A 25,857-nucleotide genomic window follows, 5' to 3' on the forward strand; every position below is an offset into this window, starting at 1 on the left:
GGTGCGAGGAGGCGTCAGGCGTAGGTCTCGATCCTCGCCCGACCGCGGTGCTTGGCCGAGTAGAGCGCCTTGTCGGCGAGCCCGATCAGCGTCAGCGGGTCGCCGGCATGCTCGGGGTAGGTGGCGATGCCGCAGGAGATCGACAGCGGCCCGAGCACCCGGTCGCGGTGACGGAAGCGCGTCCGGCTCAGGATCTCCAGCAGCTCGGCGAGGCGCGCCTGGGCGATGGCCGCGGTGGCCCCCGGCATGATGATGACGAACTCCTCGCCGCCCATCCGGCAGACCACGTCGGCGTCGCGGAAGTGATGGGTCAGCACCCGTCCCACGCCGACCAGCACGGTATCTCCCGCCTCGTGCCCCTCACGGTCGTTGAACCGCTTGAAGTGGTCGATATCGATCATCGCCAGGGTCAACGGCGTGCCTTGTCGGCGCGCGACCGCCGCCTCGTGCTCGAGCAGCTCGTCGAAGTAGCGGCGGTTGTGCAGCCCGGTCAGGGCGTCCTGGTAGGAGTAGCCCTGCAGCTTCTCGACCATCTTCTCCAGCGCTCGTGTGCGCTCGGTGACCTGCTTCTCGAGGGAGAGGTTGAGCCGGTGTAGCTCGTGCTGGGTATGTCGGTAGTGCCATAGCGAGATCATCACGATGGCCATCGCGAAGCCCAGCGCGGCGACACTCACGGGAACACGGCGCCAGGGCAGCAGGCCGTGGGCCACGGCCATGTCGACCAGCAGCAGCAGGGCGAAGAGCCCATAGCTGGTGATGATCAGTTTCTGCTCGGCGTTGAGGGCGCCCAGGTGCACGACGATGGTCGTGAACATCACCAGCAGGCTGACCAGCAGCAGAGCATCGAAGGGCGGGAAGGTGCTGGAGAGGTCGATGATGCCGGCCAGGGCCAGTCCCGGCGCCATCACCAGGTAGCCCAGGTGTAGCTGCCAGATGCGCCGCAGCAGCGTCGGACGTTGCGCGACGAACCAGTGCTCCAGCATCAGCCCCATGGCCACCGGCAGGGTGTAGTAGCCGACGGCGGCCAGGTAGTCCCATAGCAAGGGGATGTCCAGCAGCAGCTGGCTGGCCTGCGTCTCGGCCAGCAGCATGCTGCCCGCGGCCAGGGCGAATAGCCCGATACCGAAGAAGCTTCGCCGGTCGGCCTGCACGAGGGCGAAGATGAAGGCGAGCAGGGCCAGCAGCAGCAGGAAGGCGCTGACGACCAGGTCGCCGGCGGAACGTTCGAAAATATAGTGCAGCAGGTCGAGGCGGTCCATCAGCTTGACTTCGCCCCACAGGCCGATGTCGGTGTAGTCGGAGAAGACGCGGAAGTAGAGGGTCTTGCCCGCGAAGGCCTCGGGCAGGCTGATCATGTGCCAGGGCCAGCCCTCGAATCGCCCTTCTCCGCGAGCATCGAAGTGCCCGTACTGATAGATCAGCTCGTCCTCCAGCCAGGCCTGGGTGATCAGGTCGACGCTGTAGATGTAGAGCACCGGGTCGCGCCACTCGCCCTCGGGCAGGGTGATGCGGAACCAGGCGTGCTTGCTGCCACCGCGACCGGGCGGGTTGGAGGGGAAGGCGATTGGCTGCCACTCGCCCGACGATGCTGGTTCGGCGACCCAGGCCGGGGTGCCGTCGGCCTGGAAGGTAGAGTCCCCCCAGCGATATTCCCAGCCCTCGTCGAGTGCCAGCGGGGCGGGCCCGGCACAGGCGGGGGCGGCCAGCAGCAACGCCAGAAACAGGGTCCCGAGCAGGGAGGAGAGGAGTGTGCGCATGTTGTCCTGAGGCCTCGGATCAGGACGGCAGTGTAACCCAGCGTAACCCCTGGCGGATGCCTGCCTTGTCAACGCCCCGCGGCAGGCGATATGACCTTATCGGGCGCGACGCTTTTTATACCGTTATCTTTCCTGTGCAATTGGTAGCAAAGACCAGAGTCAGGGAGTAAGGGAGTAAGGGAGTAAGGGAGCTCGAGTGCCGCAAGATGCCGCAAGCCTCACCTTGGCTGGGGCATCGCTGCCCAGGCCATCATCGGCGGCCCAGTGTTCGGCTCACTCGCGCGGGGCAAGCCCGGCGGCCGCGACCAGGGCCCGGGTGTAGTCGCAGGCGGGATTCTCGAGGACCTGCAGGCAGTCGCCCTGTTCCATCACCTCGCCGTCCTTGAGGACCAGCACCCGGTGGGCCATGGCCCGCACCACCGCCAGGTCATGGCTGATGAACAGGTAGCTGAGTCGACGCCGGGCCTGGAGGTCGCGCAGCAGCTCGACGAGTTGCTTCTGGACGCTGCGATCCAGCGCCGAGGTGGGCTCGTCGAGCACCACCAGCCGTGGCTCGAGGATGATCGCCCGTGCCACGGCGATGCGCTGGCGCTGGCCGCCGGAGAACTCGTGTGGGTAACGGGAGGCGCACGCCTCGGGCAGGCCCACCTCGCGCAGGGTGGTGCGCACGCGGCGGTCGACCTCGGCGCTGGTGAGCTCGGGGTGATGGAAACGCAGCCCTTCGCTGACGATGTCGAAGACCGGCAGCCGCGGCGAAAGCGAGCCATAGGGGTCCTGGAACACCACCTGCAGGCTGCGGCGCTGGCGTCGCAGGGCGTTGCCGGTCAGCTGGTCGAGGCGAATGCCGTCGAACTCGATCTCGCCGCTGCCCTGGCCCAGGCGCAGCAGCGCGAGGGCCAGGGTGGTCTTGCCCGAACCGGATTCGCCGACGATGCCCAGGGTCTCGCCGGGCGCTACATGGAGGTCCAGCGGCTTGACCGCCTCGAAGGGGGGCGGGCGTCGGGCGAACAGGCGTGCCGGGCGCGGGAAGCGGACCCCGACCCCCCGGGCGCTCAGCAGTGGGGCGACCCGCGCGACGAAGGCCGGGCGTCCTGCGGGTTCGGCCTCCAGCAGCTGCCGGGTGTAGTCGCTGCGGGGCTGGGTGAAGACCTCGGCCACCGGGCCGGTTTCCTGCTCGCGGCCGGCATGCAGCACGCAGATGCGGTCGGCATGGCGGCGCACCAGGTTGAGGTCGTGGGTGATGAACAACATGCCCATGCCGTGGGCATCGCGCAGTTCGGCGAGCAGGGCGAGGATCTCCTGCTGCACGGTGACATCCAGCGCGGTGGTGGGCTCGTCGGCGATCAGCAGCTCGGGGCCGTTGGCAATCGCCATGGCGATCATCACCCGCTGGCGCTGGCCGCCGGAGATCTGGTGCGGCCAGGCATCCAGCAGTTCTCCGGCACGCGGCAGCCGGACCTGCTCCAGCAGTTCCCGGGTGCGCGCCCGGGCGGACCTGCCAGTCAGCCCCTGGTGCAGGCGCAGGGTCTCGCCGATCTGCTTGCCGATGGGGTGCAGTGGGTTGAGCGAGGTCATGGGCTCCTGAAAGATGAAGCCTACCCGGCCGCCCCTCAGGCCTCGCCAGCCCCGGTCGGACAGGGTGGTGAGGTCGGTATCGCCCAGCCGGCGCCTGCCCTCGACCCGCGCATTGGGAGGCAGCAGGTTCATGGCGCCGAGCGCCGAGACCGACTTGCCGGAACCGGATTCCCCGACCAGGGCGAGGGTCTCGCCGCGATTCACCGTGATCGACAGCCGGTCGACCACGCTGGCGTCGTCGAAGGCGATGGTCAGGTCGTCGAGTCGCAGCAGGGGCTCAGGCATCGCGGGGCGTCCTCGGGCTGGCGGCATGTTGGATATGCCGGGGGTCGAAGGCATCGCGCAGCCCCTCGCCGATGAACACCAGCAGCGAGAGCATGACCGAGAGGGTGACGAAGGCGGTAATGCCTAGCCACGGGGCCTGCAGGTTATTCTTGCCCTGGGCGACCAGTTCGCCCAGGGACGGTGAGCCCGGGGGCAGGCCGAACCCCAGGAAGTCCAGAGCGGTGAGGGTGGTGATGGCCCCGGTGAACAGGAAGGGGATGAAGGTCAGGGTCGCCACCATGGCATTGGGCAGCACGTGGCGCCACATGATCAAATGCGAGGGCAGGCCCATGGCCCGAGCAGCGCGCACATACTCGAGATTCCGGGCGCGCAGGAACTCGGCACGTACCACGTCGACCAGCCCCAGCCAGGAGAACAGCAGCATGATGCCCAGCAGCCACCAGAGGTTGGGTTCCACCAGGCTGGCCAGGATGATCAGCAGGAAGAGCATCGGCAGCCCCGACCAGATCTCGGTGAAGCGTTGGCCGATCAGGTCCACCTTGCCGCCGAAGTAGCCCTGGATGCCGCCGGCCAGCACCCCCAGCACCAGCGATCCCGCGGTGAGCACCAGCGCGAAGATCACCGAGAGCCGAAAGCCATAGATCACCCTGGCCATGACGTCGCGGCCCTGGTCGTCGGTGCCCAGCCAGTGCCGGGTAGTGGGCGGTGACGGGGCCGGATGGTCGAGCGCCATGTCCAGGGTCTCGTAGGAAAACGGGATCGGCGGCCAGAGCATCCAGCCGTTGGCCATGATCTCGTCGCGCACGAAGGGGTCGCGGTAGTCGGCGGGGCTGGGCAAAAAGCCCCCGAACTCGGTATCGGGATAGTCCACCAGGACCGGCAGGTACCACTGTCCCTGGTACTGCATGACGATGGGCCGGTCGTTGGCGATTATCTCGGCCACCAGGCTGACGACGAAGAGAACCGCGAAGACCCACAGCGAGAGCCGGGCCCGGCGGTTGTCGCGGAACACCGCCAGGCGACGACGCGTGATGGGTGAGAGATCGCGCGAGATCAGTGACATCGAATCAGGACTCCCGTGTCTCGAAGTCGATGCGCGGGTCCACCCACACATAGGTCAGGTCGGAGATCAGCTTCAGGACCAGGCCGATCAGGGTATAGAGGTAGAGGGTGCCGAAGATCACCGGGTAGTCGCGCTGCATTACCGCCTCGAAGCCCAACAGGCCCAGGCCGTTGAGCGAGAAGATGACCTCGATCAGCAGCGAGCCGGTGAAGAAGATGCCGACCAGGGCGGCCGGCAGCCCGGCGATGATGATCAGCATGGCGTTGCGGAAGACGTGGCCGTAGAGCACTCGTCGGTCGCTGGCCCCCTTGGCACGCGCGGTGAGCACATATTGCTTGTGGACCTCGTCGAGGAAGCTGTTCTTGGTCAGCATGGTCAGGGTCGCGAAGCTGCCGATCGCCGAGGCGATCACCGGCAGGGTGATGTGCCAGAGGTAGTCCTTGACCTTGCCCCAGGCGGAGAGCTCGCCGAAGTCCGGGGAGGTGAGGCCGCGCAGCGGAAACAGGTCCCAGTAGCTGCCGCCGGCGAACAGCACGATCAGCAGGATGGCGAACAGGAAGCCGGGGATGGCATAGCCGACGATCACCAGTCCCGAGCTCCAGACGTCGAAGCGTGAACCATGTTGCAGCGCCTTGCGAATGCCCAGCGGGATCGATACCAGATAGACCACCAGCGTGGTCCACAGCCCCAGCGAGATCGATACGGGAAGCCGCTCGAGCATCAGGGTGGTGACCTGCTCGTCGCGGAAGAAGCTCTCGCCGAAATCGAAGGTGGCGTAGTCGGCGATCATGCCGAGGAAGCGCTCATGGGCGGGCTGGTCGAACCCGAACTGGGCCTCGAGCTTCTCGATGAAGGCGGGCGGAATGCCCCGGGCGCCTCGCGACTCGCCGCCCGACGCGACGTCTCCGCCACCCCCTTCCATGCGGGTGCTCGCCTGGCTCGAGAGCCCCTGGAAGCGGGCCAGCACCTGGTCGATGGGACCGCCCGGGGCGGCCTGGACGATGATGAAGTTGAGCAGCATGATCCCCAGCAGGGTGGGGATCATCAGCAGCAGGCGGCGCAGTACATAGCGGGCCACAGCGTATCCTTACTCCACGGATGATGGCAGCCGGCGAACCGGCCACCGGTCATGCACCTTCAGCGGTTGCGCTGACGGGTCTCGATCTCGGCGCCGCGCTCGGGATCCACCCACCAGGCGGCCAGGTCCAGGTTGTACGCGGGGAAGGGCTCCTTCCAGCCGAACTTGTCCCACAGGGCGATGCGTGTCTTCCCGAGGTGCCACTGGGGAATCACGTAGAAGCCCCAGCGCAGCACCCGGTCCAGCGCTCGGGCGGCGGTGTCCAGCGCCTCCCGGGAGTCGGCGGCGATCAGGGTGTCGACCAGGTCGTCGACCACCGGGTTGCTGAGCCCGATCAGGTTGCGGCTCTGGGGAACCTCGGCATATTCGCTGGTCCAGAAGTCGCGCTGCTCGTTGCCGGGGTTGGCCGACTGGGGGAAGCTGCCGACGATGATGTCGAAGTCGAAGCTGCGCAGCCGGTTGAGGTACTGGTTGACGTCGACGATGCGAATATCACCCTGGATGCCGATCTTGGCCAGGTTCTGCAGCAGCGGCTGCACGACCCGCTCGAACTGGGTGTCGAAGAGCAGTACCTCCAGCTTCAGCGGCGCACCGGAATCGAGGTGGGTCATGACGCCATCACGCACCACGTAGCCTGCCTCGTTCAGCAGCTCCAATGCCCTGGCGAGCCGTGGACGCATCTGCTCGGGATGCTCGATGGGCAAGGGTTCTGCGAAGACCCGCTCGGGCAGGGCCTCGCGGTGAGGCTCGAGCAGGGCCAGCTCGGCCTCGCTCGGCAGGCCCTCGGCGGCCATCTCGGAGTTGGCGAAGTAGCTCTCGGTGCGCTGGTAGGCGCCGTAGAAGAGATTGCGGTTGAGCCACTCGAAGTTGAAGGCCAGGTTGAGGGCCTCGCGGACCCGAACGTCCTGGAACTTGTCGCGGCGCAGATTCATCACGTAGGCCTGCATCCCGGCGGGCTGGCCGTCCGGCACCTCGAGCCGTTTGACGAACCCCTCTGCCAGGGCCGGGAAGTCATAGGCGGTGGCCCAGTTCCGCGCACTGGTCTCGATGCGCATGTCGAGGTTGCCGGCCTTGAAGGCCTCGAGGGCCACCGTCTGGTCGCGGTAGTAGTCGTAGACCAGCCGTTCGACGTTGTGGCGGCCCCGGTTCACCGGGAGGTCCCGTCCCCAGTAGTCGTCGACGCGCTGGTAGACGATGCGCCGTCCCGGCTCCACCTCGCCGATGCGGTAGGGGCCGGAGCCGAGCAGGGCATCGCGGGTGGTGGCTTCGAAGTCACGCTCCTGCCAGAAGTGGGCCGGCAGGATCGGCAGCTGGCCGATGATCAGCGGCAGCTCACGGGACTCGCTGTCGGCCAGGTCGAAGTGCACCGTGTCCTCATCCACGGCGCGAACTCCCGCGACGTCCGCATAGTAGGCGCCGTAGAAGGGCTGGCCCTTCTCCGTCAGGGTCTCGAAGCTGAACACCACGTCCTCGGCGGTGACCGGCTCGCCGTCATGGAAGCGTGCTTCGGGGTGCAGGTCGAATTCGATCCACTGCCGCTCGGGATCCAGCCGTACGCCCTCGGCGAGCAGGCCATACATCGAGAAGGGCTCGTCGGGGTTCTGGGTCAGCAGTGTATCGTAGATCTCGGTCAGCCCCGTGGCCGGGGTGCCGCGGATGATGAAGGGGTTGGTGGAATCGAAACTACCGATGGCTGAGCGCACCAGGCTGCCCCCCCTGGGGGCGTCGGGGTTCGCATGGGGAAAGTGCGCGAAGTCCGCCGGCAGGCGCGGGTCGCCATAGAGGGCCAGTCCGTGCACGGTCGGTACATCGGCCGGGGCGGCCGCCAGGGCCGGTCCGCCGAGCAACGTGCCCAGCAGCAGGCCCAGGCCAGGGGCAGCGTGTCGCATCGATCAGGTTCCTTGTAGCAGGCGGGGGCGTGGCCCCGATCATCAACTACCGGAAAGTGTCAGCTGTTGGCCCGGTTGTAAAGCGTCGGGCCGCTCGATGCTGTTCCAGCGAGCCAGGTCAGCCAGCGCCACGGCGTGGCGCGAGGCGATGGCGGAGAGGCTGTCTCCGCGGCGGACCACGTAGACCTCGTCGTCGACAGTCGTGCGCCCGGGGGTATCGCTGCGCAGGCGGGCCACCATGCGCGTGGCACTGTCGGCGGGCACCAGCAGCCGCTTGACGTGGCGGGGGTCGGCCCGGTTACCGAGCAGGCCGGGATTGAGGTCGGCCAGCGCTGTGCGTGAGACGCCCGCCAGGCGGGCCGCCTCGCCGAGTTTCAGCGTCCGGGTCACCGGGACCTCGGCGACGGCCGGCGCGGCGTCGATCTGGGGCAGTTCGACGTCGTAGCGTTCCGGTTCGGCGATGATCGCCGAGATGGCAATCAGCTTGGGGACGTAGGCCATGGTCTCTCGCGGCAGATCGAGGTCCCAATAGCTGCCGGCCTGCCCTCGGGAGAGCGCGGCGCTGCGGGCACGGTTCACGGTGCCGGCACCGGCATTGTAGGCGGCCAGGGAGAGCGCGATGTCACCCTCGTACCACTGCTCGGCCTGCATCTCGATGTAGTCCAGGGCGGCACGGGTGGAGCGCGCTACATCCAGGCGGCCATCGTAGCCGCCGCCGCGGCGCAGCCCCAGGGCGTTGCCGGTGCCGGGCATGAACTGCCAGAGGCCTGCCGCGCCGCGGTGGCTACGGGCGGTGGGGTCGAAGGAACTCTCGATGAAGGGGATCAGGGCGATCTCGCCGGGCAAGCCGCGCTCTTCCACCCGCGCGGTGATCCAGGCGAGCCAGGGCCGGGCGCGCTCGGTGATCTCGACGATGTTGTGGGGGCTCTGGCGGTAGTGGTCGATCCACTGCTGCACGCGTGCCTGATCGGCGTCCTCCTGCCACTGGAAGGCCTCGGCGAGGCGCGACCAGGCATCCCCGGGCTCGAGGGCCAGGGCATCCCAGAAGCTCTGGTTCGGAGGAAGCGGGGTAGGCTGGGCCGTGTGGCTGGCCGAATCGTCCTTGAATACGCGCTGGGGTGTCGGTGAGGCCTGGCTGTTGCCGGTGGTGGCCATCAGTGAACCCATCAGCGCGAGACAGCTGGTGAAGCCCAGGATCCGTCGACGTGTCGTGTGGTAGGTCATCGAAAGGTGATCTCCTGGTCATGCAGGGGCCTGCCGCCACGGGCAGGCTTCGTGTCGTCCAACAACGGCGTGTTCAGAAGGCATCCTTCCAGGCGCGCAGCGTGGTGAAGGTCGCCAGATCGCTGTCGGTGTCGCCATGCGCCGCCGCGGCCTGGCGCACGCCGGCCGAGGCGCAGCGCAGGAAGGGATTGATGCGCCGTTCGCGACCCAGGGTGGTGGGCAGGGTGGGGCGGTCGAGTTCACGGGCGCGCTGGCACTCCGCCACGGCGGCCTCGACATCGGGGTTGTCCGGGTCGGCGGCGCGGGCGAACGCCAGGTTGGCCAGGGTGTACTCGTGGGCGGCGAACACCAGGGTGTCCTCGGGCAGGGATTCGAGGCGCGACAGCGACGCATGCAGCTGTGCCGGGGTGCCCTCGAAGAGCCGGCCGCAGCCGGCACTGAACAGCACGTCGCCGCTGAACAGCAGCGGCGGGATGCCCGGCGTGAAGAAGCCGATATGATCCAGGGTGTGGCCGGGCAGGGCGTACACCTCGAACAGCCGGCCCATTACCCGTACTTCGTCGCCGTCGCCGACCCGCTCGTCGATGCCTTCGATCTCGGGGTTGTCCGGGCCGATCACCCGCGGCGAATAGCGCTTGATCAGCTCCGCCAGGCCGCCGGTGTGGTCGTGATGATGGTGGGTAATCAGCACGCTGCCCAGCTTCAGCCCCTCGCGCTCCAGCCACTCGATCACCGGCGTTGCATCGCCGGGGTCCACCACGCAGACTGCCTGGCTCGTGTCCTGGCGCAGCAACCAGATATAGTTGTCGCTAAAGGCGGGTATCGGTGTCACGCTCAACATGGGCTTGGGGTCCTTGACGGAGGCGTTGCCAGACGCTGCCGCGATTCGTTGCGATAGGGTTTACAAAATCCGGCACTGTGGAGGGAAAACGGCACTATGTCAAATTCGCGGGATCCCCACACCCTGACGCGACTGGTCCGTGAGGGACGGCTTTACTGGGCCTCAACGGCCGGTCAGGCGCTGTGGCGGGCCGAGCGCGCCTGCCTGGGGCCGGTCTGCGAACGCCTCGTCGGGCAGCACAGTCTGGAGCTGGGCATGGCCCCCGTGCTCAGCGACATCTGCCCGATCCGCCATGCCCTGGGCTGGTCACCGAGCCGCGAGATGGCCGACCATGACGCGACCCTGGTGTGCCCCCCGGATGCCCTGCCTCTCCCCGATGATAGCCTGAGCCTGGTGGTGGTCCACCATCTGCTTGAGGTGGTGGACGAACCGCACCACATGCTGCAGGAGGCGGCGCGTGTCACCGCCGACAATGGACGACTGATCATCTTCGGCTGGTGTCCGCTGAGCGCCGGTGGGCTCTCGCGGGCCTGGCCGGGCAGACGACGTCGCATGCCCTGGCGAGGCCACTGGCGCTCTCCCGGGCGGCTTGGCGACTGGCTGGCGTTTGTCGACTTCGAGATAGAGCGGGTAGACTATTGCGGTTTTCATCTGCCCGGCAGCCTGCCGCGCAATACCGTACTGGAGACCCTCGGGCGGCGCCACAATTTGCCGCTGGGTGACAGCTACATGATTCATGCCCGCCGCCGGGCGCAACTCGCCCAGTCGCAGCGCTCGCACTTCGAGCTGGCCCGCCCCCTGGTCGGGCCGGCGCTGGGCAGCGCCACGCGGGTCGGGCCACAACCGGAAAGGAACCGCAAGGGTGACTGACAGACGCCACGCCGAGCCCCCGCAGACAGTGACGATCTATACCGACGGGGCCTGCCGCGGTAATCCCGGCCCCGGCGGATGGGGGGCCCTGCTGGTCAGTGGTCACCACGAGAAGGCGCTCAAGGGCTACGAGGCGGAGACCACCAACAACCGCATGGAGCTGATGGCGGCGATCATGGCGCTGCGCGAGCTCAAGTGCCCCTGTCGGGTGGCGCTGTGGACCGACTCGGAGTACCTGCGCAAGGGCATCACCGAGTGGATCCACAACTGGATCAAGCGTGGCTGGAAGACCGCCTCCCGCCAGCCGGTCAAGAATGCCGAGCTATGGCGAGAGCTCCACGAGGAGACCCATCGCCACGCGATCGAGTGGCACTGGGTCAAGGGGCACAGTGGCCATCCCGGCAACGAGCGGGCCGACGAGCTGGCCAACCAGGCCATCGACGAACACCGGGCCCGCGCCTGACGTCCCGCTTTTCCCTTGCGACCCGACGAGAGACTGCCATGCGTCAGATCATTCTGGATACCGAGACCACCGGCATCGATCCCCGTGACGGCCATCGCCTGATCGAGATCGGGGCGGTGGAGATGGTCAACCGCCGCCTTACCGGCAATCGCTATCACCAGTACATCAACCCCGAGCGCAAGATCGAGGCCGAGGCCGTGGGCGTGCACGGCATCACCAACGAGCGGGTGGCCGAGGAGCCGGTCTTCGCCGAGGTCGCCGATGCCTTCTGGGCCTTCATCGAGGGGGCCGAACTGGTGATCCATAACGCCCCCTTCGACGTGGGCTTCATCGATCATGAGCTCGGCAGGCTCAACACGCGGCGCGGCGAGCCACGGCTCGGTCCGGTGGCCGACCACTGCCGGATCCTCGATACCCTGACCCTGGCGCGCGACAAGCATCCCGGCCAGCGCAATAGCCTGGACGCCCTGTGCAAGCGCTACGAGATCGACAACGGGCATCGTGTCCTGCACGGCGCTCTGCTCGACGCCGAGATCCTCGCCGACGTCTACCTGGCCATGACCGGGGGGCAGACCCTGCTCTCCCTGGACGCCTCGGCGACCTCGCAAGGGCGTGCCGGTGAGCCGCAGGGGCTAGCCATCCGCCGGCTGTCCCTTTCCCCGGGCCAGCTGCGGGTGGTGCCACCCGACGAGGCGGAACTGGCGGCCCATCGGGCCAAGCTGGAACGTATCCGCGATGCGGCCGGCGAGTGTCGCTGGGATGCTCACCCCGGCCTGCCCGTCGGTGAGCCGTCACCCTGATGCTGCGGCGAGAACTGCCCAGCGAAGAGGCGGCCGGGCGGGTCATTCGCCTGGCCGGGGGGCGCATCGCGCCCGGGGTCGACGAGGGTCCGCTGCAAGCCTTCCAGCCCTGGCATGAGCGGATGCAGCCGCTGTGCTGGTGGCAGGAGGAGCCGGTGGCGCTCTCGCTGGAGGCACAGCCCGGGGAAGACTGGCTCGACGCCCGGGCCTGGCTGGCCCGCCTGCCGGAATCCTGGTACCCACTGGTCTCCACGGCGCTCCAGGTGGCGGCCTGGCTCGACAACCACCGCTTCTGTGGCCGCTGCGGTGCGCCGACGAGGCGCCTCGATGCCGAGTTCGCCATGCATTGCGAGCAGTGCGGCCATCGCAACTACCCGCGCATCTCGCCCTGCATCATCACCCTGGTCACCCATGGCGAGTCGCTGCTGCTGGCCCGTAGTCCGCGCTTCCCGCCGGGGCGTTACTCGACCCTGGCCGGGTTCATTGAGCCCGGCGAATCGGCCGAGGAGGCCGTGCGCCGCGAGATCTTCGAGGAGGTGGGGCTCAGCGTGGGGCGCGTCAGTTACTACAAGAGCCAGGCCTGGCCCTTCCCCCACTCGCTGATGCTGGGGTTCTTTGCCGAGGCGGCCAGCCGGCGCATCCGCATCGACGGCGTCGAGATCGCCGATGCCGCCTGGTTCAGCCCGCGGCGCCTGCCCCAGCTGCCGCCGCTCTACTCCATCTCCCGGGCGCTGATCGAGACCCACCTCAGGGAGGTCGAGCCTCGGGGCTAGGATGCTGAAGGGTCTGACCCCAGGATGAGTGCTCAGTGGCCGGGGAACAGGCGGGTCAGCTGTGTGGCCAGCATGACGTTGCCGGTGGCCTTGAGCTTGCCGGTCATGAAGGCGTTCATGCCGTTGATCTCGCCGTTCATCACCCCCATGAGGGTCTCGCGGCTCATGCTCAGGCTGACCGAAGGGTCGTCGTGCTCGCCCTCGTGGACGTCCAGCGTGCCGTCGTCCACGACCAGATAATGGTCGTCGGCATCGGAGAAGTGGAACTGGAAGACTTCATGCATGCCGCTGGCGGCCTCGGCGTCGAAGCGACGCTGGAGCTTGTCGATGGTGGCGTCTGACATGGGGATCCTTGATCGCAGGGGAGGGTGTCCGGTGTCAGAGCGTATTTGAAACGATCGTTTTAATCAAGCGCCCTTGTGCCGGCGGGAAGGCCGCGGGCAGGATGTCGGGACAGCGAGGACAGAGGAGAAAACGGTGAACGAGTGGCTGACGGAATTCGGCATGTTCGTGGCGCAGCTGTTGACCCTGGTGGTGGTCATCGGCCTGGCGGTGGCGGTGATCCTGCGGGTCAGGGGCGAGACCGGGGAGCGCACCCGACTGCGACTCGAGGAGCTCAACGGCACGCGCCGTTACCGCCGTCGGCGCATGCAGCTGGCGGCCAGCCAGCCGGGGGCGCGCAAACGGCTGACCAAGGCCTTCCGGCGCGATGACAAGAAACATGAGCGTCGCGGTCGCAAGGAGGAAGGGGAGGCCTCGCCGACGGTCTGGGTGCTCGATTTCCATGGTGACATCAAGGCCAGTGGCACCGGGCAGCTGGCCGAGGAGGTCTCGGCGGTGCTGGCGGTGGCCAGCCAGGGGGACGAGGTGGTGATCCGCCTGGAGTCGGCCGGCGGCCTGGTGCATGGCTACGGCCTGGCGGCCGCCGAGCTGGATCGCCTGCGCCAGGCGGGCCTCTCCAGCACGGTGTGTGTCGACAAGGTGGCCGCCAGCGGCGGTTACCTGATGGCCTGCGCGGCCGACCAGCTGCGAGCCGCCCCCTTCGCGGTGATCGGCTCCATCGGGGTGGTCGCCCAGCTGCCCAACCTGTATCGCCTGCTCAAGCGCCACGACATCGACGTGGAGTTGCTCACGGCGGGGCGCTACAAGCGCACCCTCACGGTCTTCGGTGAGAATACCGAGGAGGGCCGCGAGAAGTTCCTCGAGGACCTCGAGACCACCCACCAGCTCTTCAAGCGCCATGTGGCCGAGCGGCGTCCGGGGCTCGACATCGAGGCGGTGGCCACCGGCGAGATCTGGTACGGCAGTGATGCCCTGGCCAGAGGCCTGGTGGATGCCCTGGGTACCAGCGAGGCCTACCTGGTCGAGCGCATGCAGCAGGCGCAGGTGATCAGCCTGAAGCTGGAACAGAAGCACAGCCTCGGCGACCGTCTGGGCCTGGCGGTCTCGCGGGGCGTGGAGCAGAGCATCGAGCGGGGGCTGGAGATGCTCGATGCCGGGCGTTGGCAGAAGCGCTGATCGGCAGGCTCCTAAGGCCTGCCGCCCAATTCCAGGCTGCCGAGGGCCTCGATGAGGGTTCTCGCCCGCTTGCCATGCAAGGAGTAGTAGATGGTCTGGGACTCGCGGCGGGTACTGACCAGGTTCTCGCGACGCAGGATCGCCAGGTGCTGGGAGAGCGCCGACTGGCTGAGCGAGAGTCGCTGGTTGAGCTCGGTCACCGACAGCTCGGTGCCGTCGAGCAGGCAGAGTATCCGCAACCGGTTGTCGTTGGCCATCGCCTTGAGCAGGGCGCTGGCCTCGTCGATAACCGCTGTGCCGCCTTCCAGGAGGCGTGCTGCAGCGCCGCTGGTATTGCCCATGATCTGTCCCCTGCCGGGCAGGTCCGGCATCCCGGTTGCCGGTTGCCTGCGCTGTTGAGTGCCTTCCCATGAGCCCGCCGTTCGCGGGTGGCGTCAGTTGCTCGTGCATATCCTGATTCAGCTTATCCTCAATAATAGTCCAGCTTGGCGTCTGTCGCCGAGTCAACGCTGGATCAATGGCGAATCCGCTGCGTCGCCCGCCTTGTTGTCGACAATTGAGCCCGGATGCCTTGCACTTTTGTCGATGATTAGCCGATGGTATGAGGTTAGGACCGCGAAGTTGCTCTAGAGTGTCAACAATTAACGCCCCTTCGATTGCTGACAGGATGCAGATGAGCATGTACCAAGACGAGTTTCGCCGCTCCATTGATCACCCCGAGGCCTTCTGGGCCGAGCAGGCCAGGCGCATTCCCTGGTTCACCCCGCCCACGACCATTCTCGAATACGACGCGGCGGGCCATGCTCGCTGGTTCGTGGATGGCGAGCTCAATATCTGCCATGCCGCCCTCGATCATCATGTCGAGCAGGGCCGTGGCGATCAGCCGGCCATCTTCTGGGACTCCCCGGTCACCGACAGCAAGCGGACCCTCACCTTCGCCGAGCTACGTGACCAGGTGGCCCGCTTCGCCGGGGCCTTGAAGGCGCTGGGCGTGGAGAAGGGCGACCGGGTGGTGATCTACATGCCCATGGTGCCCGAGGCGCTGGTCGCCATGTACGCCTGCGCGCGCCTGGGCGCCGTGCACTCGGTGGTGTTCGGCGGCTTTGCCCCCCACGAGCTGGCCGTGCGCATCGAGGATGCCGAGCCCAAGGTCGTCGTCGCCGCCTCCTGCGGGGTCGAGGTCGACCGGGTGCTGCCCTACAAGCCGATCATCGACGCGGCCATCGAGCAGAGCCGCTACAAGCCCGAGGCCTGCGTGGTGTTCCAGCGCGACCAGCATCGCGTTGAACTGGGGGCGATCGACCACGACTGGGCAACCCTGGTCGAGAAGGCCGAACCGGCCGACTGCGTGCCGGTCAAGGGCAGCGATCCGCTGTATGTCCTCTACACCTCCGGGACCACCGGCAAGCCCAAGGGGGTCGTGCGCGATACCGGCGGCTATGCCGTGGCACTGAGCTATTCCATGGACACCATCTACGACGTGGCTCCCGGCGACGTCTTCTTCTCGGCCTCCGACGTGGGCTGGGTGGTCGGCCATTCCTACATCGTCTATGCCCCCCTGCTGCGCGGCTGCACCACCGTGGTCTACGAGGGCAAACCGGTGAAGACCCCGGATGCCGGGGCCTTCTGGCGGCTGATCAGCGAGTACCGGGTCAAGAGCTTCTTCACCGCGCCCACGGCCTTCCGCGCCATGAAGAAGGAAGACCCGGACGCCAGGCTGATGGCCCAGTACGATCTCTCCTGCCTCAAGGCGCTGTTCCTGGCCGGTGAGCGCCTGGATCCACCGACCTTCCACTGGCTGGACGACCTGATGGACGTGCCGGTGATCGACCACTGGTGGCAGACCGAGACCGGCTGGCCGATTGCCGCCAACCTCCAGGGCCTGGAGCCGATGCCCACCAAGGCGGGGAGTGCGACGGTGCCGGTGCCCGGTTTCAACGTCCAGGTCCTGGATCGCGAAGGAGAGCCGGTCGGCGCCATGGAGCAGGGCAGCGTGGTGATCAAGCAGCCGATGCCGCCTGGCTGTCTGAGCGGTATCTGGGGTGACCCGAAGCGCTTCCACAGCGCCTACATGGCGGCCTTCCCCGGCTACTACCTGACCGGTGACGGTGGCTACTTCGACGAGGATGGCTACCTGTTCATCATGGGGCGCACCGATGATGTCATCAACATCGCCGGCCACCGGCTCTCCACCGGCGAGATGGAAGAAGTCGTCGGCGCCCATCCCGCCGTGGCCGAATGCGCGGTGATCGGCATTCACGATGCCCTCAAGGGCCAGCTGCCGGTGGGGCTGGTGATTCCCAAGGATGGCTTCGACGGTGACGAGGTCGCGCTCGAGGAGGAGCTGATCGCCCTGGTGCGCGAGAAGATCGGGCCCGTCGCCTGCTTCAAGCAGGTGCTGGTGGTCGACCGCCTGCCCAAGACCCGTTCCGGCAAGATCCTGCGCAAGTTGCTGCGCAACATCGCCGACGGCAAGGAGTTCGGCGTGCCCTCGACCATCGACGACCCGGCGAGCCTGCAGGACGTGCACGAGGCCATGAAGGATCGCTCGGTGGGTACCGCCCACGAGGCCCGCCCGATCTGACGCCAGCCGCGCCGACGCCTGACCTCGACCGCAAGACGCCGCCGCCCTTGAAGGGCGGCGGCGTCTCCGGGGCAGGGCGAGCCATGGCCAGGCGCCGGGTCAGGCCGTATAATGCCCGGCCCGTCCGCCCCACGGGCGGCTCCCGTGACACGAGGGTTCCCTCACCCCTCCCCAAAAAAGGATGCCGTGATGTTCGTGCTTTCCGATGCCCAGTATCGGCGCTGCCTGGCGCTGCTGGTCGCCTTCCATATCCTGGTCATCGCCGCCAGCAACTACCTGGTCCAGCTGCCCTTCACCCTGTTCGGGTTCCATACCACCTGGGGCGCCTTCAGCTTCCCCTTTATCTTCCTGGCCACCGATCTCACCGTGCGCCTGTTCGGCAAGGAGCCGGCGCGAGCCATCGTGCTGAGGGTCATGCTGCCGGCGCTGGTGATCTCCTATGTCGTCTCGGTGGTCTTTCCGCGCGGCGGCTTTGCCGGTCTCGAGGGGCTGGGCGAGGGGAATCTCTTCGTCGCGCGGATCGCGCTGGCAAGCTTCATGGCCTACGTGCTGGGCCAGTTGCTGGACGTGCAGGTCTTCGACCGCCTGCGCACCCTGAAGGCCTGGTGGGTGGCGCCGGCGGTCTCCACGGTGCTCGGCAACCTGGTCGATACCTTCGCCTTCTTCTCCATTGCCTTCCACGAGAGCCCCGATCCCTTCATGGCCGCCAACTGGCCGGAGATCGCCTGGGTCGACTACGTCATCAAGCTCGGCATCAGCCTGGCGTTCTTCCTGCCCCTGTATGGCGTGCTGCTGGCCTGGCTCAGCCGCCGCCTGGTGGCCGTGACGGGCAGCCCCGACCTGATGCCCGGCGCGGCACGGGCCCGAATCTGACTCTACCCCCAGCCGAGGAGACTGAGATGCCCATCGCACTTCACTACATCGATACCGGGGGCGACGAGACCCCGCTGGTGGTCGTCCACGGCCTGCTCGGCAGTGCCGACAACTGGCGCTCCCACCTCAAGCAGTGGCAGCGCCGGCATCGGGTGATAGCCGTCGACCTGCGTAACCATGGTCGTTCGCCGCATGTCGCGGGGATGGGCTACGACGCCATGGCCGAGGACCTCCTCGCCCTGCTGGATCGGCTCGGCGTGGCCAAGGCCCACCTGCTGGGTCACTCCATGGGCGGCAAGGTGGCGATCAGCCTGGCCAGGCTGGCCCCGTCCCGCCTGGCCTCGCTGATCGTCGCCGATATCGCGCCGCTCGCCTACGGGCACGACCACGACAGCGTCTTCGCCGCCCTGCGCCGCGTCGAGACGGGTCAGCCCACCAATCGCCGCGAGGCCGACGCGCTGCTCGCCGAGCATGTCGAGGAGTCCGCGGTGCGCCTCTTCCTGGCCACCAACCTGGAGCGCGACGACGAGGGCATCCTGCGGCTGCGCATCGGCCTCGACGCGATCCAGGACGACTACGAGACGATCATGGGAGAGCCGGCGGGAGAGGGCGCCTTCGACGGGCCGACCCTGGTGCTGCGCGGTGCCCGCTCACGCTACGTGACCGACGAGATGCTGCCGGCGCTGCGCGAGGTGCTGCCGCGGGCCGAGATCGAGACCCTGGAGGCGGGCCACTGGCTGCATGCCGAGCAGCCCAAGGCCTTTCAGGCGGCGGTCAACGCCTTCCTCGAGCGCGTGGAGGGCTAGCGGGGCGGCGCTCCGGGGTCGATGGCCAGTCGCGATACCGGGTGGCGCTCCCGGATCAGGCCGGCCTCGAAGAGGTAGTCCTCGAAGCGGCGGTAGCGGCCCTGGTCCAGGGCCGCCGGGCTGAGGCTCAGGCGCGAGCGGACCATCTCCCAGGCCTCGCGGTTGACCGCGGTGTTCAGGGCCGGCTCCGCGTTCGCGATCAGCGTCCAGGCCTCGTCCGGGTGGTTGGCGATCCAGGCCGTGGCCGTCTCGATGGCCGCCACCAGGCGGCGGATGGCGTCCCGCTGCGGTGCCAGGTGGTCGCGATTGGCGAGCAGCACCAGGCCATCATGGAGCGGGATGCCCAACTCCTCGACGCGCATTACCCGGGTGGCCAGCCCCTCGTCGGCGAGCTGGCGGGGCAGCAGATGGCGCATGGCGCCGATCACGCCATCCACGCGCCCCTCACGCAGGGCATCGTCGAGCCGGAAGTGCAGCGCCACGGTCTCGATCTCGTCGTCGCGGATCGCCGCGCCGCGCAGCAGGGCCGCCAGCAGCACGTCACGGCTGTCGATATTGGCATGGCCGATGCGCGAACCGGCCAGTTGGGCAGGGGTCTCGATGGCCCCGTCCTCGCGCACTACCAGGGCGCTCAAGGGCATGGCGACCAAGGTGGCGATGCGGACCAGCGGTATGCCGCGATCGACCTCGAGGTGCAACAGTGGCTGGCGGGCCACCGCCAGCTCGATCCGTGACGCCGCCAGCAGCTTGCTGGGCACATCCGGATCGGCCGGTGTCGCGAGGGTCACCTCGAGTCCGCGGCTGGCGAACAGGCCTCTCTCCCGGGCGACGAACAGGGCGGCATGACGAGGGCTGGGATAGCCGTCCAGCATGATGCGTAGCGAGGTGACCGGCGGCGGCTCGATCGGTTCCGCCGGGCGCAGGGCGATGGCCGGGACGCTGGGGCGCGAGGGCGTGTCGACGCTGGGCCCGGTCGGGGCCTCTCGGTAGCGACGGCGGGTCTCGGCCCAGGCCGCGGCCTCGGCGGCGGCCCTTGCCGCCTCGTCGGCAAGGGCCTTGAGGTCGGGCACCATCACCTCGGTGCCCAGCGGCGGGTAGCCCTCCTGCGGTTCCACGGCGGCGGCCGGTGGGTCGGCTGCGACGGGTAGCGTCGCCAGCAGGGCGGTTGCCGACAGCAGCAGGCTCCAGCAAAGAGACCGCCGAAAAACGGATGTGATCATCGGAACGGGTCTCCTGCCATGCGCGCTATCCGGTCTTGCGTTGGTGCCGCACAACCTTAACCGCTGCCCACGGGCCGCGGCCAGTCATGACCACAAACGCAAATCGCCGTGACCGGCGCGGCATGCGATAATCCGTTCTCTCGCAGCCGAGGCAGGATGCCATGGATTCGATCAATACCCTCTTCCTGCTCAGCGGCTTCCTGCTGGCCCTGAGCATTCTTGCCAGCCGGCTCTCCTCGATGGCCGGGGTCCCCCTGCTGCTGATTTTCCTGGGCCTGGGCATGCTGGCCGGGGAGGAGGGCCTGCTCGGCATCCAGTTCGATGACTATTCGCTGGCGTTTCTGATCGGCCACCTGGCGCTCGCCATGATCCTGCTCGACGGTGGCCTGAGAACTCGCCTCAAGACCTTCCGCGTCGGCTTCCGGCCGGCGCTTTCCCTGGCCACCCTGGGGGTCTTCATCACCAGCTCGCTGGTGGGCGTGTTTGCCATGTGGCTGTTCGACCTGAGCCTGGTGCAGGGGCTGTTGGTGGGGGCCATCGTGGGCTCCACCGATGCCGCGGCGGTGTTCTCCATGCTCAGTGGCCGGGGCGTCAATCTCAACGAGCGGGTCGGGGCGACGCTGGAGATCGAGTCCGGGACCAACGATCCCATGGCGATATTTCTCACGGTGATGCTGGTGGACGTGCTGGTCGGCGATATCGGCGGGGTAGGCGAGACCCTGCTGTTCCTCGTGCAGCAGTTCGGCCTGGGCATCGTCATCGGCGTGGGCTTCGGCTGGCTGAGTGCGCGCCTGCTCAGCTGGCTGGACTTGGCCCCGGGGCTCTATTCGCTGCTGGCACTGGGCCTGGGTTTCTGCATCTTCGGCCTGACCAGTGCGCTGGGCGGCAGTGGCTTCCTGGCCATTTACCTGGCCGGCCTGATGATCGGCAACCGGCCGGGGCGCCACCTCGCCTTCATTCTGCCGGTACACGATGGCCTGGCCTGGCTCTCCCAGATCGGCCTCTTCCTGGTGCTGGGCCTGCTGGTCACCCCCAGCGAGATGCTGGATTACGCGCTGCCGGCACTGCTGGTGGCCCTGGCGCTGATCTTCGTCGCCAGGCCGCTGGCGGTGCTGGTCGCCGTCAAGCCCTTCTTCAAGTTCCGCTGGCGGGAGACCGGCTTCATCGCCTGGGTGGGCCTGCGCGGGGCGGTCCCCATCGTGCTGGCGATCTTCCCGGTCATCGGCGGGGTGGAGAATGCCTCGCTCTACTTCAACGTCGCCTTCGCCGTGGTGCTGCTGTCGCTGCTGATCCAGGGCGGCACTCTGCCGTGGATGGCGCGTCGCATGAGGGTCGAGCTGCCACCCAGCGTGACGCCTAACCGGCGCGGGCCACTGGGCATCCTGCCCGAGAACGACTACGAGATGTTCGTCTACGAGGTCGAGAACGCCGACCTCGAGGACGTGCCGATCCGGCTGCTGCGCTTTCCCTCCGGGGCGCTGATCTCGGCGCTCTTCCGCGAGCATGCCATGCTGCACCCCAAGGGCAGCACCCGGCTGCGGCTGGGTGACGTGATCTGCGTGATCGGTCGCACCGACGATCTGCCGGCGCTCAACCGCCTGTTCAACGGGGATGCCAAGCTCAAGCGCGAGCGGGCCTTCTTCGGTACCTTCACCTTCGACGGCGAGGCCCAGATGCGCGACATCGCCGATGCCTATGGCCTGACGCTGAGCCCCGGCGAGCAGGACATGACGCTGGCCGAGTTCATCTCCCTGCGGGTCGGTGGTCACCCGGTGGTGGGCGATGACGTGGACTGGCACGGCATCCACTGGGTGGTCAGCGAGATGGACGGCAACAAGGTCACCCGTGTGGGGCTCAGGCTCTACTGACCCGTGGCCATCCCGGGCATCAACCGGCGCGCGCGTCCTTGAGCACCTCGAGTTGCACCTCGACAGCCCCTCGCTCTGGACTGGTCAGCCAGACACCGCCATCCTCGATGATGCAGCTTAGCGTCATGCTTTTCGCCGCCAGCCCGCTCAGCGCCTCGACCGATACCGGTGAGACGTCGACCACCGTCAGGTTGTCGAGGGTGGCGAGCTTGCCAGCAAGCGAGTCCCACCAGATCGCGGCGCCTTGGCCGCTGTAGGTATACAGAACCACTCGCTTGGCGCGGGCACAGGCGCGGCGAACGGACTTCTCGTCGGGCTGGCCCAGCTGGATCCAGAGCTCGATGTCGCCGGTCAGGTCCTTGCGCCAGAGGTCGGGTTCGTTCTCGGTGCTCACGCCACGCCCGAAGGCGAGCGACTCATCGGCGTTCAGGGCGAAGGCCAGCAGCCTGGCCATCATGCGCGCATCGGTTTCCGACGGATGGCGAGCCACGGTCAGGGTGTGGTCTGCATAGTAGTGCCGGTCCATGTCGGCGATCTGCAACTGGACCTTGTGGATCATTGCCTTCAGTGCCATGTGGCTAAGCCGCTCGCCCTTCTGGGAAATAGGGCCTGCCATCATGACATATGACCTGGTCGCCGTCGTCGGGGGAAGGAGGTCGTACCATGCTGACCAAGCACGCAGCGAACATCAGGGGCCGCGATTTCTTCGTGGGTGACATTCACGGCCAGTACCGCCTGCTGCAGGAAGCCTTGCAGGGCGTCGCCTTCAGCCACTCGGAGGACCGTCTGTTCTGCGTTGGCGACCTCATCGACCGAGGTGCTGATTCGCTCGACTGTCTGAAGCTCGCCTTCATGCCGTGGTGTCACGCCGTGCGCGGCAACCATGAGGAACTGGCCCACAACGCGCTGTGGGACGGCGAGGGCAGCAGTGCCTGGGCGTTGTGGATGATCAATGGCGGTGGCTGGGTCGTCGAGAGCGGCGTGAGCGAGACGCGAAGGGTCCTGCAGGCGGCGCTTCGCCATCTGCCCCTGGCGCGCGAGGTCGCGGTCATGGGCAAGCGCGTCGGCATGGTGCACGCCGAGCCGCCGGCCGACTGGACGTGTATCGAGGCGGCCGACCCGCAAACGCTGGTCTGGGGGCGCTCGCGTATCCAGCGGGGCGACGCGACGCCGGTGGCGGGGATCGACGCCGTCGTCGTCGGCCACACCATCGTGGAGCGGCCGCTGACCCTGGGCAACGTCCATTACCTCGACACCGGCGCCTTCAGCACCGGCCGCCTGACGCTGGTCGATGCACGCGAGTTGCTGAGGTGAGGAGGGCGACGACAATGACAAGCGTTGCCCGGGTAATGGGCAGGATGTCCGCCCCATGAAAAAGGCGCCCGTAGGCGCCTGATTCTTAATAAGAAGTGGCGGAGGGACAGGGATTCGAACCCTGGGAAGGCTCTCACCTTCGCCGGTTTTCAAGACCGGTGCATTCAACCGCTCTGCCATCCCTCCGGCTTACCGGTGGGTATACTACCAGCTTTCCCCGCCGGGTCAAGAGCGCCTAGGGATCAAGATGTTAGGCCTCTCATGGCGAGGTGAGGCACAATGAAGAAATCAGTAACGGCAGGAGAGCATCATGCTTGAGCCCACAGTGAGCGCCGGGGTTCGTCCGGTCCCTGCCGTCTCGGCCGCCGTGATCAAGGGTGACCGCATCCTCATGGTGCGACGACGCAACCCGCCCAGCGTGGGTATGCTGGCCCTGCCCGGCGGCAAGGTGGAGGCGGGCGAGAGTCTCCAGCAGGCGGCGGCGAGGGAGTTGATGGAAGAGACCGGTGTGCTCGCGGCGCCCCGACGCATCCTGACAGCCATCGACCTGTTCGACCACGACGAGGCGGGCTTGCTGAGGATGCATTTCGTCATCGTGGTGGTGCAGCTTGAGTGGCAGGGCGGGGTGGAGGCGGCTGCCGACGATGCCACCGAGCTGCGCTGGATGGACCTCGCGGCACTCGAGCAGGACGATGGGGAGGTCTGTGACTCGGCCGCTCGCGTGGCGCGCCGGGTGCTGGCCGAGGCGATGTCCGCAGAAAGCGCGTTGAAGCCAGACTAGCCAGTCTCTTGCGTCGGGAACCTTCTGGCGGCATGCTAGGTCAAGTGACTAGATCAACCACACAGGGAGCTTCGGATCCATGGCTTACCAAGACACGCAGATGACACGGCAGCAGACCCAGGCCGTCGGTACCAGCAAGGTCCTGCGCAATACCTATGGCCTGCTGGCGATGACCCTGCTGTTCTCCGCCGTGACGGCCGGTGCCGCCATGTCGATGGGCATCGAGAGAATGAACATCCTGGTGTTCTTCATCGGCGCCTATGGCCTGATGTTCCTGGTGCACAAGACCGCCAACTCGGCGCTCGGCCTGCTTTCCACCTTCGCCTTCACCGGCTTCATGGGCTTCACCCTGGGGCCGATCCTCAGCGCCTACCTCACCCTGCCCAACGGTGCCCAGCTGATCATGACCGCGCTGGGCATGACCGGGGTGACCTTCGTCGGCCTCTCGGTCGTGGCGCTGATCACGCGCAAGGACTTCAGCTTCCTGGCGAACTTCCTGATGGCCGGTGCCATCGTGCTGATCATTGCCATGGTGGCGGGCATCTTCCTGCAGATCCCCGCACTGTCGCTGATGGTCTCGGCTGGCTTCGTGCTGTTTGCCTCGGCCGCGATCCTCTACCAGACCAGCGAGATTATCCATCGGGCCGGCGAGACCAACTACATCCTCGCCACCATTACCCTCTACGTCTCGATCTACAACCTGTTCATCAGCCTGCTCTCCATCCTGGGGATCATGAGCCAGGACTGACGGCCACCGCCACATCACGGATCCCTGGCCCCGCCTTCCGGCGGGGCCAGGCTGTTTCAGGAGGACCCCCATGCGCTATGCCATCCTGCTGATGGGTGCCCCCTACAGTGACCAGGCGAGCCACTCCGCCCTGCGCTTCGCCCGTGCCCTGGTGGCACGGGGCCACCGTCTCGAGGCGGTGTTCTTCTACCATGATGGGGTGCACAATGCCGCCCGGCTGGCCGCTCCCCCCCAGGACGAGCCACACCTGGTCGATGCATGGGCGGCGCTCGCCAACGAGCATCGGGTCGCGTTGCAGGTCTGCATCGCCGCCGCGCTGCGCCGCGGCCTGCTGGACGAACGGGAAGCGGCAAGGCATGGCAAGGACGGCGTCAGCGTTCAGGCGCCCTTCGAGCTGACCGGGCTGGGCCAACTGGTCGATCTCGGCACCCGCTGCGACCGCCTGGTCACCTTCGGCCCCTGAGGGCATTCGACGGAGTCCCGATGCAAGAACACCACGACGACAGTGACCTGCTGGTCATCCTGCGCCACGGTCCCCACGGCAGCAGCTGGCTGAGGGAGGGCCTGGATGCCGCCCTGGTCGCCGCCGCCTTCGGGCGCCGCGTCTCCCTGCTGTTCATGGGCGAGGGGGTGACGGCACTGCTGCCGGGGCAGCAGGTGGGCCCCCTGGGGCAGAAGGGCACGGCCGCAACGCTGGAGATGCTGGAGATGTATGATATCGAGACCCTGCTGGTGGAAGAGCAGGGGCTATCGTGTCTCGGCCTCTCGAGCGACGACTTGATGCTCGAGGTGGCGTGTTTGTCGCCCATGGCACTGGCGCGTGTCCTCTGCGGACATCGCCTGGTGTTGACCTTCTAGCCTGTCGCAAGGAGTGCGCCAATGCTGCTGCATGTCGTGAACCGTTCTCCGGCGACCAGCCGGGTCTATCAGCAGGCCCTGGCCGGCATGTCGCCGGACGATCGCCTGCTGTTGATCGAGGATGGGGTCCAGGGGGCGCTCCCTCAGCTGGTGCGGTATTACACGGGCCTGGAGGGTCGCCTGTTTGCCCTGAAGGAGGACCTGGAGTCCCGCGGGCTGCTGGGGCGCTGCGATGCCAGCGTGCAGGTGGTCGATGTGGATGGTTTCGTGGAGCTGACCGAGGAAGCCGAGCGTACGGTGAGCTGGTACTGATGGCAACGACAGAAATATACCGTTATCTTCCTGTTGGATCACGGCGATATGGCCTGGATCCGGAAGGCTATCTCGTCGACATGAATGACTGGTCGCCGGAGGTCGCCGAGGCCCTGGCGCAAGAAGAGGGCATTGAACTGACACCGGAGCAATGGGAGATCCTCCAGGTGCTGCGCGACTTCTATGCGCGCTATGAGATGGCGCCCGCCATGCGCCCCCTGGTCAAGGCGGTGGGGCGGGCCCTTGGCCCCGAGAAGGGGCGCTCCATCCACCTGATGCGACTCTTCCCGGGCAGCCCGGCCAAGGTCGCCGCCCGCCTGGCCGGCCTGCCCAAGCCCACCCATTGCCTGTGACCCG

The 25,857-nt window shown here is 67.3% G+C and carries 27 protein-coding genes and 1 tRNA gene; 16 read left to right on the top strand and 12 right to left on the bottom strand.

Annotation, left to right across the window (positions count from 1 at the left end; all coding sequences use genetic code 11):
• Positions 1–14: 14 nt before the first annotated feature.
• The 7 genes from OP497_RS00490 to gloB all read right to left on the bottom strand — a co-directional run bounded on the left by OP497_RS00490 (position 15) and on the right by gloB (position 9,712).
• Positions 15–1,757: a GGDEF domain-containing protein gene (locus OP497_RS00490; RefSeq protein WP_280545777.1), complete on the bottom strand. Its 1,743-nt coding sequence runs from the start codon at positions 1,755–1,757 to the stop codon at positions 15–17.
• 273 nt (positions 1,758–2,030) lie between these two features.
• Complete coding sequence (locus OP497_RS00495) at positions 2,031–3,617, bottom strand: dipeptide ABC transporter ATP-binding protein (protein WP_280545778.1); 1,587 nt, start codon at positions 3,615–3,617, stop codon at positions 2,031–2,033.
• Positions 3,610–4,680 carry an ABC transporter permease gene (locus tag OP497_RS00500; RefSeq protein WP_280545779.1) on the bottom strand — a complete coding sequence of 357 codons (1,071 nt, stop codon included), beginning with the start codon at positions 4,678–4,680 and terminating at the stop codon, positions 3,610–3,612. Before OP497_RS00500 ends, OP497_RS00495 begins: the two co-directional genes overlap by 8 nt.
• A 4-nt stretch (positions 4,681–4,684) precedes the next feature.
• Positions 4,685–5,758, bottom strand: coding sequence for a microcin C ABC transporter permease YejB (locus OP497_RS00505; protein WP_280545780.1), 1,074 nt, complete (start codon positions 5,756–5,758; stop codon positions 4,685–4,687).
• 59 nt (positions 5,759–5,817) lie between these two features.
• Entirely contained in the window at positions 5,818–7,647 is a 1,830-nt protein-coding gene (locus tag OP497_RS00510) for an extracellular solute-binding protein (RefSeq protein WP_280545781.1), read from the bottom strand.
• Positions 7,648–7,689: 42 nt separating this feature from the next.
• Entirely contained in the window at positions 7,690–8,871 is a 1,182-nt protein-coding gene (locus tag OP497_RS00515) for a transglycosylase SLT domain-containing protein (RefSeq protein ID WP_280545782.1), read from the bottom strand.
• 73 nt (positions 8,872–8,944) lie between these two features.
• A complete protein-coding gene (gene gloB, locus OP497_RS00520) occupies positions 8,945–9,712 on the bottom strand; it encodes a hydroxyacylglutathione hydrolase (protein ID WP_280545783.1) in 768 nt (255 codons plus the stop codon).
• 96 nt (positions 9,713–9,808) lie between these two features.
• Here gloB and OP497_RS00525 point away from each other — a divergent pair, with 96 nt between their 5' ends.
• From OP497_RS00525 to nudC, 4 genes are read left to right on the top strand one after another with little or no spacing between them, the layout of a single operon-like run.
• Positions 9,809–10,582 carry a methyltransferase domain-containing protein gene (locus OP497_RS00525; RefSeq protein WP_280545784.1) on the top strand — a complete coding sequence of 258 codons (774 nt, stop codon included), beginning with the start codon at positions 9,809–9,811 and terminating at the stop codon, positions 10,580–10,582.
• A complete protein-coding gene (rnhA, locus tag OP497_RS00530; protein WP_280545785.1) occupies positions 10,575–11,045 on the top strand; it encodes a ribonuclease HI in 471 nt (156 codons plus the stop codon). The genes OP497_RS00525 and rnhA overlap by 8 nt, the downstream gene beginning before the upstream one ends.
• 38 nt (positions 11,046–11,083) lie before the next feature.
• Positions 11,084–11,845, top strand: coding sequence for a DNA polymerase III subunit epsilon (gene dnaQ / locus OP497_RS00535; RefSeq protein ID WP_280545786.1), 762 nt, complete (start codon positions 11,084–11,086; stop codon positions 11,843–11,845).
• Positions 11,845–12,618: an NAD(+) diphosphatase gene (gene nudC, locus OP497_RS00540; RefSeq protein WP_280545787.1), complete on the top strand. Its 774-nt coding sequence runs from the start codon at positions 11,845–11,847 to the stop codon at positions 12,616–12,618. Before dnaQ ends, nudC begins: the two co-directional genes overlap by 1 nt.
• A 32-nt stretch (positions 12,619–12,650) precedes the next feature.
• Here the strand turns inward: nudC and OP497_RS00545 are convergent, their stop codons facing one another.
• The gene (locus tag OP497_RS00545) at positions 12,651–12,962 is read right to left on the bottom strand and encodes an SCP2 sterol-binding domain-containing protein (RefSeq protein ID WP_280545789.1); all 312 of its coding nucleotides are present in this window, start codon (positions 12,960–12,962) and stop codon (positions 12,651–12,653) included.
• Positions 12,963–13,095: 133 nt separating this feature from the next.
• On the opposite strand from OP497_RS00545, the gene sohB reads away from it, so the two are divergent.
• The gene (sohB, locus tag OP497_RS00550; protein ID WP_280545790.1) at positions 13,096–14,136 is read left to right on the top strand and encodes a protease SohB; all 1,041 of its coding nucleotides are present in this window, start codon (positions 13,096–13,098) and stop codon (positions 14,134–14,136) included.
• An 11-nt stretch (positions 14,137–14,147) separates the two neighbouring features.
• Here sohB and OP497_RS00555 read toward each other — a convergent pair whose 3' ends face one another.
• Positions 14,148–14,477 (bottom strand): metalloregulator ArsR/SmtB family transcription factor, encoded by a 330-nt coding sequence (locus tag OP497_RS00555; protein WP_280545791.1) that lies wholly within the window; start codon positions 14,475–14,477, stop codon positions 14,148–14,150.
• A gap of 332 nt (positions 14,478–14,809) precedes the next feature.
• On the opposite strand from OP497_RS00555, the gene OP497_RS00560 reads away from it, so the two are divergent.
• The 3 genes from OP497_RS00560 to OP497_RS00570 all read left to right on the top strand — a co-directional run bounded on the left by OP497_RS00560 (position 14,810) and on the right by OP497_RS00570 (position 18,399).
• Positions 14,810–16,720, top strand: coding sequence for a propionyl-CoA synthetase (locus tag OP497_RS00560; protein ID WP_280545792.1), 1,911 nt, complete (start codon positions 14,810–14,812; stop codon positions 16,718–16,720).
• Positions 16,721–16,909: 189 nt separating this feature from the next.
• Positions 16,910–17,593: a 7-cyano-7-deazaguanine/7-aminomethyl-7-deazaguanine transporter gene (locus OP497_RS00565; protein WP_280545793.1), complete on the top strand. Its 684-nt coding sequence runs from the start codon at positions 16,910–16,912 to the stop codon at positions 17,591–17,593.
• Positions 17,594–17,619: 26 nt separating this feature from the next.
• The gene (locus OP497_RS00570) at positions 17,620–18,399 is read left to right on the top strand and encodes an alpha/beta fold hydrolase (protein WP_280545794.1); all 780 of its coding nucleotides are present in this window, start codon (positions 17,620–17,622) and stop codon (positions 18,397–18,399) included.
• On the opposite strand, the gene OP497_RS00575 is transcribed toward OP497_RS00570, so the two are convergent.
• Entirely contained in the window at positions 18,396–19,619 is a 1,224-nt protein-coding gene (locus tag OP497_RS00575; RefSeq protein ID WP_280545795.1) for an ABC transporter substrate-binding protein, read from the bottom strand. The genes OP497_RS00570 and OP497_RS00575 overlap by 4 nt on opposite strands.
• A gap of 161 nt (positions 19,620–19,780) precedes the next feature.
• Here OP497_RS00575 and OP497_RS00580 point away from each other — a divergent pair, with 161 nt between their 5' ends.
• Positions 19,781–21,487 (top strand): potassium/proton antiporter, encoded by a 1,707-nt coding sequence (locus tag OP497_RS00580; RefSeq protein ID WP_280545797.1) that lies wholly within the window; start codon positions 19,781–19,783, stop codon positions 21,485–21,487.
• 19 nt (positions 21,488–21,506) lie between these two features.
• Here the strand turns inward: OP497_RS00580 and OP497_RS00585 are convergent, their stop codons facing one another.
• A complete protein-coding gene (locus tag OP497_RS00585; RefSeq protein WP_280545798.1) occupies positions 21,507–22,061 on the bottom strand; it encodes a YaeQ family protein in 555 nt (184 codons plus the stop codon).
• An 89-nt stretch (positions 22,062–22,150) separates the two neighbouring features.
• Here OP497_RS00585 and OP497_RS00590 point away from each other — a divergent pair, with 89 nt between their 5' ends.
• A complete protein-coding gene (locus OP497_RS00590; RefSeq protein ID WP_280545799.1) occupies positions 22,151–22,801 on the top strand; it encodes a metallophosphoesterase in 651 nt (216 codons plus the stop codon).
• 96 nt (positions 22,802–22,897) lie between these two features.
• On the opposite strand, the gene OP497_RS00595 is transcribed toward OP497_RS00590, so the two are convergent.
• A tRNA-Ser gene (locus OP497_RS00595) sits at positions 22,898–22,987 on the bottom strand.
• Positions 22,988–23,111: 124 nt separating this feature from the next.
• On the opposite strand from OP497_RS00595, the gene OP497_RS00600 reads away from it, so the two are divergent.
• The 6 genes from OP497_RS00600 (at position 23,112) to OP497_RS00625 (ending at position 25,853) form a co-directional block, all read left to right on the top strand.
• Complete coding sequence (locus OP497_RS00600) at positions 23,112–23,582, top strand: NUDIX hydrolase (RefSeq protein ID WP_280545800.1); 471 nt, start codon at positions 23,112–23,114, stop codon at positions 23,580–23,582.
• Positions 23,583–23,661: 79 nt separating this feature from the next.
• On the top strand, positions 23,662–24,330 hold the full coding sequence (locus OP497_RS00605) for a Bax inhibitor-1/YccA family protein (protein ID WP_280545801.1): 669 nt from the start codon (positions 23,662–23,664) through the stop codon (positions 24,328–24,330).
• A 70-nt stretch (positions 24,331–24,400) separates the two neighbouring features.
• On the top strand, positions 24,401–24,793 hold the full coding sequence (tusD, locus tag OP497_RS00610) for a sulfurtransferase complex subunit TusD (RefSeq protein WP_280545802.1): 393 nt from the start codon (positions 24,401–24,403) through the stop codon (positions 24,791–24,793).
• A 20-nt stretch (positions 24,794–24,813) separates the two neighbouring features.
• Positions 24,814–25,188 (top strand): sulfurtransferase complex subunit TusC, encoded by a 375-nt coding sequence (gene tusC, locus OP497_RS00615; protein ID WP_280545803.1) that lies wholly within the window; start codon positions 24,814–24,816, stop codon positions 25,186–25,188.
• A gap of 21 nt (positions 25,189–25,209) precedes the next feature.
• Positions 25,210–25,500 carry a sulfurtransferase complex subunit TusB gene (tusB, locus tag OP497_RS00620; protein ID WP_280545804.1) on the top strand — a complete coding sequence of 97 codons (291 nt, stop codon included), beginning with the start codon at positions 25,210–25,212 and terminating at the stop codon, positions 25,498–25,500.
• Positions 25,500–25,853 (top strand): TusE/DsrC/DsvC family sulfur relay protein, encoded by a 354-nt coding sequence (locus OP497_RS00625; protein WP_280545805.1) that lies wholly within the window; start codon positions 25,500–25,502, stop codon positions 25,851–25,853. Before tusB ends, OP497_RS00625 begins: the two co-directional genes overlap by 1 nt.
• The last annotated feature ends 4 nt before the right edge of the window (positions 25,854–25,857 follow it).

The sequence above is a fragment of the Halomonas sp. 11-S5 genome, from assembly GCF_029889825.1.
GTDB lineage: Bacteria > Pseudomonadota > Gammaproteobacteria > Pseudomonadales > Halomonadaceae > Halomonas.